The organism is Sporosarcina sp. SAFN-010, assembly GCF_059415065.1.
On record NZ_JBPFDS010000021.1, the window covers coordinates 26,963 to 43,544 of the forward strand.

Annotated in this window: 13 protein-coding genes; all 13 read left to right on the top strand. The window is 35.7% G+C overall.

The annotated features are described in order from the left end of the window. Positions 1-2,094 precede the first annotated feature (2,094 nt). The 13 genes from ACR65F_RS16780 to ACR65F_RS16840 all read left to right on the top strand — a co-directional run bounded on the left by ACR65F_RS16780 (position 2,095) and on the right by ACR65F_RS16840 (position 16,493). Entirely contained in the window at positions 2,095-3,894 is a 1,800-nt protein-coding gene (locus ACR65F_RS16780) for a DNA/RNA non-specific endonuclease (RefSeq protein WP_440505119.1), read from the top strand. A 949-nt stretch (positions 3,895-4,843) separates the two neighbouring features. Continuing rightward, positions 4,844-5,617, top strand: coding sequence for a GNAT family N-acetyltransferase (locus ACR65F_RS16785; protein ID WP_440505120.1), 774 nt, complete (start codon positions 4,844-4,846; stop codon positions 5,615-5,617). A gap of 154 nt (positions 5,618-5,771) precedes the next feature. Further along, positions 5,772-6,194 (top strand): FosM family fosfomycin resistance protein, encoded by a 423-nt coding sequence (gene fosM, locus ACR65F_RS16790; RefSeq protein ID WP_440505121.1) that lies wholly within the window; start codon positions 5,772-5,774, stop codon positions 6,192-6,194. A 123-nt stretch (positions 6,195-6,317) separates the two neighbouring features. Further along, a complete protein-coding gene (locus ACR65F_RS16795; RefSeq protein ID WP_440505122.1) occupies positions 6,318-6,590 on the top strand; it encodes a YesK family protein in 273 nt (90 codons plus the stop codon). Between the two features lie 271 nt (positions 6,591-6,861). Then, positions 6,862-7,089, top strand: coding sequence for a TIGR04104 family putative zinc finger protein (locus ACR65F_RS16800; RefSeq protein ID WP_440505130.1), 228 nt, complete (start codon positions 6,862-6,864; stop codon positions 7,087-7,089). An 804-nt stretch (positions 7,090-7,893) separates the two neighbouring features. Continuing rightward, positions 7,894-8,337 (top strand): GNAT family N-acetyltransferase, encoded by a 444-nt coding sequence (locus ACR65F_RS16805; RefSeq protein ID WP_440505123.1) that lies wholly within the window; start codon positions 7,894-7,896, stop codon positions 8,335-8,337. 712 nt (positions 8,338-9,049) lie between these two features. After that, on the top strand, positions 9,050-9,616 hold the full coding sequence (locus ACR65F_RS16810) for a hypothetical protein (protein WP_039044250.1): 567 nt from the start codon (positions 9,050-9,052) through the stop codon (positions 9,614-9,616). A 102-nt stretch (positions 9,617-9,718) separates the two neighbouring features. Continuing rightward, positions 9,719-9,895 carry a hypothetical protein gene (locus ACR65F_RS16815; RefSeq protein ID WP_440505124.1) on the top strand — a complete coding sequence of 59 codons (177 nt, stop codon included), beginning with the start codon at positions 9,719-9,721 and terminating at the stop codon, positions 9,893-9,895. A gap of 996 nt (positions 9,896-10,891) precedes the next feature. Then, positions 10,892-11,356 carry a GNAT family N-acetyltransferase gene (locus tag ACR65F_RS16820; protein ID WP_440505125.1) on the top strand — a complete coding sequence of 155 codons (465 nt, stop codon included), beginning with the start codon at positions 10,892-10,894 and terminating at the stop codon, positions 11,354-11,356. Between the two features lie 217 nt (positions 11,357-11,573). Next, a complete protein-coding gene (locus tag ACR65F_RS16825; RefSeq protein WP_440505126.1) occupies positions 11,574-12,071 on the top strand; it encodes a P-loop nucleotide/nucleoside kinase family protein in 498 nt (165 codons plus the stop codon). Positions 12,072-12,405: 334 nt separating this feature from the next. Continuing rightward, positions 12,406-13,395 carry a phosphotransferase gene (locus tag ACR65F_RS16830; RefSeq protein ID WP_440505127.1) on the top strand — a complete coding sequence of 330 codons (990 nt, stop codon included), beginning with the start codon at positions 12,406-12,408 and terminating at the stop codon, positions 13,393-13,395. A 536-nt stretch (positions 13,396-13,931) separates the two neighbouring features. Next, on the top strand, positions 13,932-15,371 hold the full coding sequence (locus tag ACR65F_RS16835) for a M1 family metallopeptidase (RefSeq protein ID WP_440505128.1): 1,440 nt from the start codon (positions 13,932-13,934) through the stop codon (positions 15,369-15,371). Between the two features lie 282 nt (positions 15,372-15,653). Beyond that, positions 15,654-16,493, top strand: a complete 840-nt coding sequence (locus ACR65F_RS16840) for a DUF3888 domain-containing protein (RefSeq protein WP_440505129.1) — start codon at positions 15,654-15,656, stop codon at positions 16,491-16,493. The last annotated feature ends 89 nt before the right edge of the window (positions 16,494-16,582 follow it).

A 16,582-nucleotide genomic window follows, 5' to 3' on the forward strand; every position in this document is an offset into this window, starting at 1 on the left:
AATTTTGTTAAAAAGGAACTCTCTAGCATATAGTCACTGATATAGGGAAATTACTAATTTAGTTGTTTCTATTTATAGTGTTTCTACAAACTAAAACTGAACACTACCAATATATTGAATTGAAATGAATCTTTTATTTCTTGGAGCAATGACGGAGAAAATAGAAGTCTAGATAGACACATGCATCCGGCAAAAAATATTGCACATCCGTCGGCAATTCATCATATTATAAAAAATAAAACATAGAATAAATGAGGACTGGGCGGTTAGGCACTCAGTCCAACACTATTAAACTGTGAAACAAAAGCATGCCAAATCTTTAAGCACTGTACTACGTTGTAAATGGTTGGAAAAAAAGCATTTGGCCGAGAAGAAAGAAGTAATTGTCCACACTTCTGCCGATGGGGGGGCGGTTACTCCTTTCGCGATAAAAAAAAGATAGCAGACAACGACACCGACATAAAAGCAATCCATCCACCAGAAAGTGATAGAAGTAAGCTTAGTATTTCGTATGTTGTCATTGGTTTTCACCTCCCTTACTTTGGAAGTGCCCGACAAACGGTCCTGCATTCTTCGTAAATGGACTGAAATCTAGATGCAGTTGCTGTAGGGGGAAGTTATATAGTTCCCCCTACTATTATGTATATGTACAATCAGTATTTATATGCTTAATATTTATAGAAAATCACGGGGACTAGCCTTCCTGCTTAGTTGAGGGAAGGTACATCTCGTTTTTTTATTGTCTTCGATTAGTTCATTGATGTTATTTGAACGATATAAAGACAACATTCACTTTATATTCAATACGTTTACAATAAATAATCTTGCTTCAGGAGTTAATCCAATTACGCCCTTATCGATCTGTTGCACATCAAGAACTTCATAAAATTTTATTCTAAACCCACTATAAACCAAGGATAATACTGGTATATCTTCATGTGAATTATACCACAGTCTGATTATTCAGTATAATTAAATAATAGGTATAATGAATAATTGATTCTGGAGACTTATTAAAAAGGTATAATATATAGAACGTAATCACTAGTCTAACTGTGATAAAAAATAAATTTATCAAGTTGTAGTCCAAATTGCATATTAAAAATAATGTCGTTTATCTATAAAGTCGTCTTAAATTTAGAAAACGTTATATGATACAAAAGAATTAATTCAAGATTAATCTCAAAATCAATGTCTAAGACTGAAGATATTTAGGCCAACAATTGCATGTAGGCGTGAGATATTTTACTCCTACTGGTTATTTTCCGTATATAAAAACAAGACTCCGTATTTAAAATAAATAAGTGTTTGAAAAATCAGTCCCAGAATGATAGAATAATAGATGCATTACTGGTCAATATTACTTATCGTCCAACTATGTAAATAGTTGGATAAAGTGCATTTGGCCGAAAAAGAAAAAGTAATTGTCCACTTGTCTGCCGATGGGGGGGCGGTTACTTTTTTCTTGTTAAGAAAAGATGGATGACAACGCCCCCATCATAAAAGCAATCCATCCACCGGAAAGTAATAGAAATAAGCTTATTACTTCGTATGTTGTCTTTGCTTTTCGCCTCTTTTCTTTTGGGAGTGTTTAAAAGCCTTTCAAACTTCACCTCAACTAAATCGAAATCAAGATGCATTTTTAGTAAACTGAAAAATTATGGAGAAGCAGTTTTCATAAATTATGAAGTGAATATCCAAATCATATAGGGAAGCAAAAATAAAAACGTTTTGGACATAAAAGTGTCCGAACGTTTTTTTGAATGTCTTAAACCAATAACCTTAAAATGTTTACCCCTCTATATCACTCATACGGTCCACATATAAGTAATGAAAAAGGTTTCGAATGGATAAAGTAAAATAATGGTTTATTATTGGTTCAAAAATCTTTTAATATCCACTGAAAAAGTAACTAGAGAATAAAAAATAGAAATGTTAGAATATTTACAATAGTTGAATACCCTATAATTAGGGAATATGAATACAAGTATAAATTTATAGTAAGCGCCTTACTCAGGGAAGCCAAAACAGAGTCAAAATAAATCTTCACTTCAACCTGTATTGCTTGATCTAATAATTTAGGGAGGGGAAAACATGTCTATTACACGTATGGATAAGTTCCAAAGTCTTAATATGAATCTTGTAGATTTGCAGCGTCAACAAGCATTAAAGCGTTACATCGCCCGTTCTAGTGAACGCGAAAGAATTGCTAGTGAACTGAAAACAAAAAGTCCTTTAGAAGTAGATACTCCCGAAAGAGTCGCACTTCGTAAAGCGATTATTGATCCGCATGATGGACTTGCAATTGAGCGTATTATTGGTCAAGATGATCTATTTCCCATTTCTTATCTTGAAGCTGGTCTAAGAGCGGCCAAATCCGTTTGTAGAATCGAAATCCGTGATAGTGTAGGCAGGGTTCTTGGACATGCTACAGGTTTTCTTGTATCAACATCATTATTACTTACAAATAAACATGTTTTGGGGGACTACGAAACGGCTCAGTACAGTGTCGCACAATTCAACTATGAAGTCGGTCTTGACTTAAAGGAACGTCCAATGAAAACCTTCCATTTAACACCCAAACGTTTATTTATTACGGATCAGAAGCTTGATTTTACATTAGTCTCGATAGAGGAAGTGTCTGCTGATGGTACAAACGTCAGTGATTTTGGGTTCTTGCCTCTCATCTCACAAACGGGCAAAGGATTGGTTGGTGAATGTGTATCAATTATTCAACATCCATCAGGGGCACCTAAAGCTGTAGCGATTAGAGAGAATCAAATTATGGATGTATTTGACGACTTTATTCACTACTCAACAGATACCATGCCTGGATCCTCTGGTTCACCAGTCTATAATGACGAATGGATCGTAATCTCTCTCCACCATGCAGGCGTTCCAAATCCAAAGAACCGGGCAGAATTCATAGCCAATGAAGGCATTCGCATAAGTAGCATTATCCAGTTTGTTATGGACCAAGGCGCCAGCTTTAGTGATGATCAAAAAATGTTAATGAATGAGATTATAAATGATTGGGAAGTCCACGATCATACTACTGAAGAGATCATAGTTGAGGAGTTAAGCGATTCATGGTATGAAGGTTCCACCGGGTATGACGTTCAATTTCTTGGTGAAGAATTTGAAGTTCCTCTTCCGGCATTCAGGTCGGATCTTGAACAGGATATCGCCCAGTTAAAAGACGGAAGCAGTGTGCTCCATTATACGCATTTTTCAATTGTTATGAGCAAGTCACGCCGTTTAGCCTATTATACGGTGGTGAATATTGACGGCAATCAATTGATGAAGATAGGCCGTAATAACAATTGGTATTTTGATTCTCGAATGGAAGTAGAGTACCAGTGCGGTCCTGAATTATATAAAAATAATTCACTTGATAGGGGACATTTTGTCCGTCGTCGTGATCCTGTTTGGGGAGAGTCAGCGGAAAAGGGGAATGCGGATACGTTCCATTTTACAAATTGTGCTCCACAGCACAGTAAGTTGAATCAAAAAAGTTGGCTGGATCTGGAGAATTATATTTTATACAATGCCGAAAACTTGAATCTTAAAGTGACAGTATTTACTGGACCAGTTTTTCGGATAGATGACATTATTTACAGAGGAGTTCAGATACCGGCAGAGTTTTGGAAAATAGCTGTCATTGTTAAGAAAGATGGGAACCTATCTGCAACTGCTTATTTGCAGACTCAAAAAAGTCTTATTGAGGATTTGGAATTTGCTTACGGTGAATATAAAACATATCAAGTACCAATTTTAAAGATTGAAGCAATTACAGGTCTCGATTTTGAAGACTTACGTAATTTCGACCCACTCAATCAATTAGAATCGACAATTGGATATGTCATTAGTGCATCTCAAGATATCAAACTCTGAAGTTTGAACATGCGAAGCATTAAAATTTATCCATTGTTCCTTTTGTAGGAACGACTCGGTCACTAATCAATTAGTGCAGTTGAAGAGGAGAGGTAAATCCTTAATTGTAAGTAACGAATACATGAAGGCTTTATAAATAATAAGAAGTTTAAATTAGAGTTAAGATGACTGCTGATAAAACTCAATACTACCTCATGAACGAATTGAAAGCGTGGGAAAATGATAATGAAGTGTTCCACAAGAAGTGGGAAGATAAGATGGAACGCGATCTCACTTGATGCAACGTTCACGTAAATGTGTATTACCATGAAAGCTGTAGAGGATTTCAGTGGAAAATGTTTGCCTCTGCAGCTTCTTTTTTACGGTAGATGGGTTGATATATCGATTAATCCAAAGGGTAAATCCTGAGAAAGAGAAATAAATGCTCTTAGAGCTCCATATGTGCTCATGAATGATGGAAAATGCTCATGAATTCCAAGGTATGCTCATAAATCTTAAAGTCTGATAATAGCCCCTGGAAATTGGTCATAAATACAAAAAAGTGCTTGTAACTCTAGAGCAGTAATCATAAACTACGATAAATCGCTCACAAAGTCTCGCGGCTAAAGCATCAGGCATATCCAATTCATTATCTCGTGATCAATTCAAACGAACTTTTCATTAATAGAGTGAAAACACATCAAATAACACGATTTGATTGACAAAAAGCACCGTGAAGCTCGGTGCTTTTTTCATTTTCTTGAACTTTATCAGTTTTCAAGATAGCGATATTTAATAATCAGAAATCACAGAATTTGTAAGGTGACTCTGATATAATCAAAGCAAGTGAGGTAAGTCATGCTATTCAACGAATAGAGTCAAATTGAGTAAGAATAATTGCTCCCAACAATGATGATATAAGATGAGTAGAATATTAATTCAACAATAAATTTTCGAGAGTAGGTATTTAATGATCTATGAAGCAAATGCTGAAGTAAGGAAAAAATTAGTACCTATGTTTAAAAGTTTTGATAGCACAATTGTTCTTTCATATCTACAAGGTCATATGGGAACTGCTTGGGTGGATGACCTGGAGAATCCAATGGTTGCCCAGATAACTGTAGGAATTTTTGTGTTTTATGCTGGTGATTCAAGTACAAAGGAAGCAGAAGAAATGCTATATAATCTTCCTGAATTCACCCTAGCAATTGTGGATTCTGATGAATGGAAAAATCGTATAGAAACAGTTCATAGTGGTGCGATTGAAAAATTCCAACGATACAGTTTTGAAAAAAACCCTGGGCACTTAAATAGGATACACATAGTTAACTTAATGTCTTCATTACCAGAAGGCTACGAAATTAAGAAGGTTGATAACAACATAGCAATTGCTCATTCCTTTAATGTTCTATCAGAAGATTTTGTAAGTCAATTTGAATCAGTAGATGATTTTATTAAAAGGGGTGTGGGCTATGCCGTACTACACGAAGGTATAATTGTTGCTGCAGCGACATCTTTTAGTGTATTTGATAGTGGTATCGAGATTGAAATTGCTACACATCCCGAATATAGAAGAAAAGGTTTAGCCACTATAGTGGCCGCTGCCCTGATTTTGGATTACCTGGACAGTGGGAAGTACCCCAGTTGGGATGGAGCAAATTTTGAATCTGTTGAACTAGCAAAAAAGCTTGGTTACGTATTTAAAGAATCATATGATACTTATTTTATTAATCACATAAAATGATTTTATTTTGAAGATGTAACTCAAGTGATTGTTCATTTCTTTAGTCAGGAAAAAGCAGAATTGCTTTCAAAATGAGCCAGCATCGGACGCTATTCTTCTGCGCCAAATAAGTAATAAGACCATTATAGAGAGTGAATATTTAGGGGTGATATAGTTGGTTGTAAAGGGACTTAATCATTTTTTATTTTCTGTTTCTAATTTGAATAAATCTATTGAATTTTATCAAGATGTATTTGATGCTAAATTGCTTGTTAAAGGGAGAAGCACTGCCTATTTTGATTTAAATGGAATGTGGTTGGCACTTAATTTGGAAAAAGATGTTCCACGTAATGAAATAAGTCATTCATATACTCACGTTGCTTTTACGATTGAAGAAGTTGAGTTTTATAATGCGTATGACAAGTTGGAGAGGTTAGGCGTAAACATTTTAACTGGCCGTCCTAGAGATGAAAGAGATAAGAAGTCTATTTATTTTACTGATCCAGATGGACATAAGTTTGAATTTCACACTGGTACATTGCAATCTAGGTTAGATTATTATAAACAGCATAAACCACATATGGAATTTTATAATTAAACGAAGCTTTCAGAATCCAGGCTATTCTGGTCTACAGAATATCTCCCTATTCATTGATGATGTTGTTACCTAGAGTGGAATAGTAAAGTAATGAATTTTTAAAAAATGGAGGGACGGATTAGAATGATGGTTTTAGCACCTTCCCTAGTGGCTGTTATATCGGGAAGTATTATATTGTTGATCACTTGGGGCTTAATCAAAAAGAATTTTTCACTACCTGTAAGAAATTTACCAGGAATCGTAACACTTATAGCCGCAATCATTCTATTTTACATCGGCTTTGTAACAATTAGAGGATTTGAAGGGGCTGCCTATTTATTTCTTGCCTTCTTTTTAGTTAGTTTTGCAATAGCTTCTTTTATGATGGCGAATATCATGGCAAAAAAGCAGTTATAGAAAAATAACAAATGACATGCGCTATATTTGTTAACCGTCTGCGAAACTTGTTACTTTCCGCTTGAGACGGCACTCTGATCCCTTCGGAGTCGTCCGTCTTTCGCTATAAGTAACGACGAATACTAAAAATAAAGCGTCCGTTCATCAATCGGGACATTTAATTATGGACGTTGGATTTAGGGAGGTGGGATATAATGCCGACTTGCCAGAATTGTAATAAAGAGTGGAATTGGAAACAAACAATAAAAAAACGACAACGTTGGACCCTGCAATGACTTGTCCTAACTGCGGAGAAAAGCAATATCAAACACAGAAATCTAAAAAGAGGATCAACTTTCTAACTGTAATTATTTTATCACCACTACTAATCCAAATCTTCTTTGATATACCAGTAATTATCCTGTTTAGCTTACTTCCTGTTTTCGCTGTTATCGTTTTTCTTTTATATCCATTTTTTGTGGAATTGAGTAGTAAAGAGAGGTACATAGGCGAACAGTGAAGTGTTTGGCCAAGAATAGGGGGATTTAATTGCAAAGCTTTGTACCAGAATCCGGCGCTATTGCTGCACAAATAATCGCGCCAATATCGCAAACGGGCCATTTTTTAGATTCGAGTAACTAGAGATGAAAATGACGAGGTAGAATAAAAAATTGCTGAAGATTAACCTGAAAAAGTAATGATGCAGGAGTTATTAAGAAATGAGGATTATGTAGTGAAAAAAATTTCTTTGATAATTTTAATGCTTATTGGTGTTTTTATGATGTCCGTAACAATAGGTAGCTTGGGGGAGCAAGGTAACCGTGTTATGAATTTTCTAGGGAGAATCTTTTTTCTCGGTGGAACCTTTTATTCTCTATACTTAAGCTTTGGTGTAAAAAGTAGTAATAACTCCGAATGAAGTATAGTTTTTCTTACTTCAATTCTATTTTTGTATCACATATAATTAAGAAAGGATATTAGAAATAAACAGGTAACGGGGCATTAACGGAATAAAAGTTGTGCCAGAATCGGGCCATTATCTAGCATGCAAATTGTTGCATTACGCTCCAGACGGAACGCTTTCCGAGGGGCGTGGCTTGAGCCTCCTCGGTCGCGAAAAACGCTCTCTGCTGGGTCTCAAGGCGCACGCTGATCCCTCCGGAGTCGTCCGTCTTCCGCTTCAAGCAACGGAGTGTAGTTATTATAAAGCGTGCATTCAAGAATCGTGCCATTTTGTTGTATTAATTTTGCTAATTCAACTTTTCAAAAGTTGAATTATTTACATTAAACATCCTTAACTATATTTGGAAGGTGATATTTTTTGGTGGAGTTAAGAACAATTAATCAGGACAATTATCAAGAATGTTTAAGCTTGAATATAACGGATGCAAATGAGGACTTTATAGATCCTGTATCGTGGTCATTAGCCGAAGCGTGGGTATTTGGTGATGATGCACGCCCATTTGCAATCTATGCCGATAATGAGATGGTGGGCTATGTTTCAATGCTTATTGTCGAAAACAACCCTCAAATCGTAAATTTTATGATCGATAGCCGCTTTCAAAAAAGAGGTTATGGAACAGCAGCTGCTAAGCTTTGCGTTGAATATTTGTGCAAGGAACACAGTGCAATTAGGATTTCCTTACCAGTTAATCTAGGAAATATACCCGCACAAAAATTTTGGAGCTACTTAGGCTTTGAATTTTCAAACGATATAGAAGATGGTTATATTTATATGCGGATGTACATACCAGAAAAATATGTCTAAGTGTATAAAATGGAACTAATCTCCATAAAAAGATACGATTTTTTCATAAGCGTTCTTGTTTCACTAACGGGCGCAATAAAAGAATAAGACCCGTGCTGCAAATGGGCCAGAATCTTAATTATGTTAGTAGGTGATTTAGGTAGAGAAATTTTTAGTGAAAACAGCCGTGTATTCGTTTATTATTTCTTTTTTATTGCAATTTGTACTTATACCTAGAACAAAAAGTACAACGGACGTTAATGGCATGACTTCATTTGTAGAAGCTTCTTATCCAGACTTTTTCTTTAGTCTCGCATGTTATTCCATATTAGCTTCACTCATTATAGTTGTAGTTATGTATTTTGTTAAGGTTAAGTCTAAAAAGTGAAGTCATATCATTCGCTAGCAATAGGGGGCATATGCAGAAGAAGCCTGTACAACAATAAAGCCACTATCTAGTATGCAAATTGTTGCTTTGCGCTCCAGACGGAACGCTTTCCGAGGGGCGTGGCTTGAGCCTCCTCGGTCGCAAAAAACGCTCCCTGCGGGGTCTCAAGGCGCACGCTGATCCCTACGGAGTCGGCCGTCTTCCGCTCTAAGCAACGGCGAGTACTATAAATAAAGTGTCCATTCATCAAACGGGCCAAATGGATGAGTAAAAAAAATGATTTGTAATGACAATTGAATCTTTACAGAAACGAATTGCGTAAATAAAGCAAGGGAGGGAAATATTATGTCAAATAAAAAAATGGAATTGTTCAAAGTGTCATTTATTAGTTTTATCTTGCTTCTTACTGGGGGATTACTCGCTGCCTGTTCAAATGATGACGCAAGTGATCCCAATCTAGGTATTGTCGAAAAAGTCATTAAGCTTCAGTTCAACGGTCCTGATAAAAAGATGATGGATTTGCTTGATAATCCTGATAACACAAAGATTGTGGATGGTAAGCAGGTCAATGAGAAGTTCGATAAGTACATCACAGAAATATATGGAGATTATTTTACAGAAGATTATCTAGTCCCATTTCTTCAAATACAAGGGCTAAGATATCCTACTGCGGCAGCATTTTCAGGTTACGAATTAAGTTTGAAAGACACAGTCGTTAAACAACCTGAAAAGGATTCCAACAGATATACATTCACTGCAACTGTCGGTTATACAAAAGATGGTGAGAAAGAAAGGACAGCAGATGTATCTGGAGTTGTTCTGTTCTCTACTAAGGAGAATGGTAAAATTGGCAAGTTTGAATATGGTGAAGACAACGGACTATCTGAGGAGTTATTCTCTTCAGACGAATAAGAAGCTTGTTCTTCAATCAGGCCACGCTTTTAGTTGAATTAAAGTTAAATGTAACTTTTATCTAAATACTACGCATGTATTAAAAAGAAGGGAGGGAATATAATGTGGATTTTCTGGGGTTTCTTCGTAGCTGTGATTGTAGGTGCCTATCTCGTGGATTTATTGACTGGACGAAAACACAATTTTGAAGAACAGGAAAAATCATTGAATCAGAACTCAGCAGGAAGCGATGCTTTACGGGAAGTGGGACGGATTGACCAAAACACTGGTCCTTTTTAATACTTCAACTATAGGGCGCGCGCGACAAGTTCTGTGATAAATCCCTTCGGCACGAAAACACAGGGAATCTAGAATACAAATTTCAACTTTACAACAGAAGATAGGAATGAGGAAACCATGTATTCCGAAACTATCTCACCGATACTCCTGCGTGCGTTATGAGTGACAGTTCATAGGGTTCGAAGCTCAGGTAGAGTGGGCAGAAAGAAGGCTAGAGCCATTCTTTAGAAAAGATATGCCAACTGGTATGCCGGGTGGTTGAAAAACTAGATAGGGTGAGAATGTTCCACTCTAAAGGAACTAACGAATTTCTGAAGGTATGGGTCTATAGAGTGAACATAGTGAAAGCTATGGCCCATCCAACGATGGGGTGAGTGGTGTTTAGTAAATGCGCCCCCTCTGAAATACGCTATACCGAACAAAGGCGATATCCAGCTCACGGGCCTATAGGAAACACTTACGTCTAGAACGAAAAGCTATGTTGTAAGGGCCTTGGAAAGCAAGGAACATTGAAACAAGAACTGTCATCCGAAATGGTTGTTATAAGGCACATGCCGAAATCCATTCATCCTTGTGAGGGTAGGGGTATGACTGATGAAACTTCTGTAATGGAAGTGGAGGAACAGCCCCAAGTCTAGCGGAATGAACGATTATTTTCCAAGCGTTCATCGCACCGATCGGGTAGGAACGTGGGGATTTCCACAGTGCGAGCCCTTAGAAGAAAGATATCAAGTATCTTCTAGTCAAAGGGTAACGAGGAACTTATAGTCTAGTATACGAAGTTAGATGGAACGCAAAGTGCAGGGAAACTTGCAAGCTTTGTGTGGAGCAGGGGAAAAGCTAGAGATGATTTCAAAGGCTTACCTATCGCAAACGATTGTGCAATAAGTATAATCGCTTTTCAATAAATAGTATTAATACCGAGGCCACAACACCTTCCCTCTACCAATGTAAGATATCAAGGTTCAGGCACAGTTTTATAGAAAGGGAGATATAATGATTAAATTAAGTAATTTGGATGAAGTAGAATTTATAAGGTATAAAGAGTTTATGATTTCTGACAATGCTGAAAAAATCACTCAAAATTTCAACTTAACAGCTGAGCAAGCGCTAGAGGAATCTAAGATGATGATGGATGATATGTTTAAGGATGGATTGGCTACGGAGGGGCAATGTGTACACAAAGTAATACACGCTGACTCAAATGAACATTTAGGTCTCCTATGGTACAGCGTAATTCCAGAGATTAATGGAGCATACTTATACCATATCTTAATAGATGAAAATCATAGAGGAAAAGGTTTTGGGACAAATACGATTGAAAAGCTTCAAGATACGCTCAAAGAACAGGGAATAAAATCAATTGGGTTAAGTGTTTTTGGAAAAAATGAGGGGGCTTACCGATTATACAAGAAGCTAGGATATTTAAATACGAGAATATCGATGGAGAAAACCTTATAAGTGGATTGTAATCCGAGATACGTATTATTAGAGCCAGCTTTAGATTTCTCGATTCCGAGTCTTAAACAAAAAGGGGCTTTAAAGGCACAAGGCTTGCGCTTCAAACGGGGGCAGTTGTGATAGATGTACTGCTCTTAAATCTGGCCATTTTTTGTCGAAGAACATGTTTTACAAGGTGGGAAAACAATTATTAAAATAAGCTAGGAGGTTTAAAAATATGAAACAATCGGGGACGCTATACTTTTTCTGTGGGAAAATGGGTGCAGGGAAAACAACCAAATCAAAACAATTATCAATAGAAAAACATGCGGTACTGTTGTCTGAGGATGAATTGCTCGCATCTTTTTATCCTAATCAAATCGAATCATTTGAAGATTATCTGAAATATTCAGAGCAGATCAAGCCATTTGTGAAAAAACATGTCCAAAATATACTAAGTGTTGGAACAGATGTGGTGATGGACTTTCCAGCTAATACTCAAAAGCTGCGAACGTGGTTTTTGGATATGGTGTTAGAGGTCAATGCGAACCATCAACTAATTTTCCTTAATCTAAATAACGAACAATGTCTAAGTCAAATTGCACAAAGGAGAAATGAACAACCTGAACGAGCAGATTTTGACACGGAAGCGGTGTTTATTCATGTTACTAATTTTTTTGAAGCACCAGAAGCATCCGAGGGGTTAAATATTTTAGAGTTTAGTGGAAAGGATTAACAAAGAATTCAATATAACTTTGTGTAGATTTCAACTAACGGGGGCATTTATTGCATAACCATTACGCTTCAAACAGCTAAAAAATAATTGAAAAATATAAAAAAATGATTTACTTTGTTAACTAGTGTGGGCATTCCAGGTTTAATTTTGATAGTCTTCGTACTTGCCTTGATTGTCTGGATAATAAGACGTATAAAATCAAAAAGTAGCTAATTATTTTCTGAAAACATACATAGCTTATTGAGCGCGATTAGGTATACAGAATCTGAGCTATTTAGTAATGAAACTTTATTAAAATCGCTTAGAAATGAAAGAGAATTCAAGGAGATGAAGCATGGATTCTTTATTAACGGAAGAAATGATACTAAACGATCTTATTAATACTTGTAATCGTTGTTTTGGTTTTAAGGTGTCAGAAGCTACACCTATAAAACGAGGCTGGCTAAATTTAAAGTGGAAAATAATAACAGATTCTGGTGTTTTTTTAATAAAGCAATTCAACAAGGAAAGATACAAAAAATATACCCGTGAAGAACTTGTACTAGCTCATTCACAACAAATGCGATTATATAATAATGGCCTTCCATGCCCAAAGCTTTATTCTCATGATGGTCAGTTTCTTATTGAATCTGAGAAGGGCGAACTTTTTATGTTAATGGATTATTGTAATGGAATAGTAATCCCTCCAGGAAAGTTAAATGATCATCAAATGTATGATTTAGGTCGCGTAACCGGGTATATGCATCATTTGTTAAACGACGGTACACTTAGCGTTACGAGCCACCCTGTGTTCATCCCACCAAGTCGTAAGGATCGCTTAAGCCATTGGAAGTCCGTTTGGGATATTGCGAAAAGTACTGGGAAATCGCATTTGTTACCGATAGTAGAAACGCAATATAAAGTAACGGAAACTATAGATTTGAGAGATTTTGATCTTAATAAAACTGGTTGGGCTCATCGGGATCTCTGGGTAGACAATTTATTGTTTGAAGAGAAGAAAATAAGCGCTGTTCTAGATTTTGATAGAATGAAATATGACTACCCTCATCTTGATATCGCTAGGGCAATTATATCTGGGGCATTAAATGAATATGAACTCAATGTCTCTCTTGTTCAGGCATTTATAGAAGGATATAGTGAGCAACATTTAATTGAAAAAAGGTCAATAATTAGCTCTCTTAGAATGTTGTGGTTTATGGAAAGTACATGGTGGATAACTTCAAGTATGGATTTGCATAGTGGGCCATCAGAACGTTTTGCAAAGGAAATGCTATGGCTATCGGAAAATCAAAAAGAATTAGAGTTCATGTTAGAGGAAATATAGGTTCTCCTCTTTAGTAGATATAGATTATCTGACCAAGTCAATAGAGCAGCCACTCAACAAGCAGGTGCAGTTACTGGATAAGGACTGTGTTTCAAATCGCTAATATAACGACAGTATGGGGGGTATGAGTAAGAATTTGCAGTTTATAGCTCTCCTCTTTTTAGGAGTATGTATTCTTTTAGGTTCGTGGCTGGTTGCAAAATCACTTAGCAATAATGTAAGCCCGTCAAAAGGAGAGCAATACAGATACGAACGTATTCCAGCCGATGAAAGCAATGTAATCATATTCGATAAGAAAACGGGGGATTGCTGGTAGAAGTTTATCGCTCAAAACGAAGAACCGGCCGAATGGAAAAACAGGATTCTCCAACTACAGAATAGAAATAATGCTAGTAAGAATTCATCGGTTAAAATGAGTGAATATTACAAAAAAAAGGAAGGAATTGGGACATTTTAAAGATAAGGAATCGAACTATAGGAATTTAACAATTTTTCAAGAATAGAATTAACTTATATGATGATAATTAAAAAATGGAGTGAAGATCATTAGAAAAAAACTATTAATATTATCTTTCATCGTTCTATTTTTGTTGTTTTTTGTTTTTCTGAAACTTACCCCACAAATTGCAAGTGAAGAAAAAATAGGAATTGAAAATCCCGTAAAGAAAAAATTTTCACCCCAAACTGTATCACCAGGCAACACAAGTGAGTATGATATTAATTTGAAAATGGATATGGACGGAAAATTCAGATTAAAAACATCGGTCGAAATAATAAATATCTCAGAGGATCCTTGGGAACAATTAGTTTTTTATTTTATCCCTAATATGTATACAAAAAGTGTTTCACCTGATTTGGAACACCCTTCCACCGTCGATTTTCATAACATCTCGATTAATGGAGAACAAGCAATCTTTACTTTGGAGAAGGATACATTATACATTAAGCTCTCGGACAAACTGGAGCCCAATCAAGAAATTAGAGTGGATTTTTCGTATGATTTAACCCTTCCTGAAGAGGGTTTTAGATTTACCAAGAGTAATGAAAATTTTCATCTAGCTCAATTTTATCCAATGCTGGCTACGTATAGAAATCATCAATGGAATAAGGAAGAGTACAGGGATAGAGGAGAGACTTACCATACCACATTTAGTAATTTCAAATTAACTTATGAAATTCCTGAAGAGTACAACTTAGTATCTTCATTTGATCACGAAGTGTTTCCTAGTCCTAACAAAGGTTCATTTGAAGTCAAGAATGTGAAGGAAGTTTTTCTAGCTATTTTAAAAAACCCAACACTAATGGAGAAAGAAGGGGACATTGCCATTCGGGTGTTTGGACTAAAAGAAGAAAATCAAGAATTATATAAAGAAATTGGTGACGAAGCATCGACTGCTATAAAATATTTCGAAGACATTATGGGACCTTATCCTTTCAAACAATTAGATGTGGTAATAGACGGGATAGCAATGGAATACCCCGGTATTGTGACGGCTCATACAATTCGTGAGGGGAGTTCGATCCATCCCAATGCACTTAAAGATATCGTAATACATGAAATTGCTCATCAATATTTTTATGGAATTATCAGCAACGATCCTTATCGTGATGCATGGTTAGATGAAGGCTTCACGAGCTTTGCTACGAGCCTATATCACTTTTCAAAAACGAAAGAAAGTGTCCCTTATGAATCCATGTACAAACAAATTGAACATCTAGAGCATCCAGTAAATTTACCGCTGGACCAATACGAATCTAATGTGAGTTCATATGTTTATGGAAAATCTTCCACAATGTTATGGAGATTATTTGAAAAAGATGGAGGCCGAGAAGAGGCAGAAAAGTTTTTAAAAAACTATTACCAGTTTTATAAATATAAAGAAGTAAACACAAAGGAATTCGTACGATTTGCTCAATACTATTTTAACCTAGAAGACATCTCTGAGTTTGAAACTTGGTTGGAACTGAATGATTAACAACCTCCGCAAGTGTCATTAATAAACTGCTGTTATCCAAAAATCAAATATTAACGACCTTGTGAAAAGAGAGGATAATTTGTCTAAGAGAAAACTTTATACGATATCGTTTCTAATCATATTTATGTTAGTAATCTAGCTATTACAATAAAACTTTGTTAAAGCATCGGAGACAATTCATTCATAAGGGCTGCACAACAATAACGTCAGGTAGTTGAAGAATAATTAAATGATTTCAGGGGAAAATACTCATTAACTAAATCCATATTAAAGGAGTATTCGATGAGGAAAATCCTGGTGATATTATCTTTTGTTGTTCTTACTATCTATATTATTAACCATAAAATGATTACGGAAAAACCCATGAATGAGGACTTATACAAAGATGCTTTGTTAACTACTTCAGGAAATCTTAATTCAAAAAGTGAGCAACCTGATTATAAAATTATGTATGATACATTGCTTACAACACTTGACCCATCTATACAAAAGGAAATTACTAATTATTATGGTTATCTCAAGCAATATGGTTTATATGATGCTAAGATTCTGAGTATTACAAGAGAGCATGAGGGAAGTTTTGATTTTAATGTAAAAGTCCAAGTCACAACATTTGAGCATGCAGATGACCCTCCTTTTGGGAAGGAAACAATGACTTTCAATGTAGACCCATCTGGTGTTAAAACAATTAGCTTTCAGCATAAGGGAGATAAATTAGAAAAAGATATAGATGAATTTTATAAAGCAACACTTTCAGATATAAAACAGTCTTTTAATTTGAATCTGGAGTCTTACACTGCTTACAAATACAATCAATTGCAATATCAAGCAGAAATAAAAAATGAATTTAAATCCCTTTTTACTATTGCGGAAGAAATAGAAACCAACATACTGGTTCCTGAGAGAAAGATACCCAATAAAAATGTCATTGACCCTGTTACTTTTCTGAAAGACAACACAGGTTATATACTCTTCAAAAAGTCCGGTGGTACAAATGTAATTTATAAAGTACAAAAGAAAGCTGGAAATTGGATAGTAACAGATAAAAATAGTAAACAAGGAAAGAAAATGGATTATAAATTACCATGGTATATTTGGGGGAATAACAAGCCTGCTGATTAATTCAGTAGGCTTTTGTATAGGCTACACTTACTTGGACAATAAAGTTAGGGTCTTGTAGAATACAACCAAAGAGATGAGGAGAATCTACA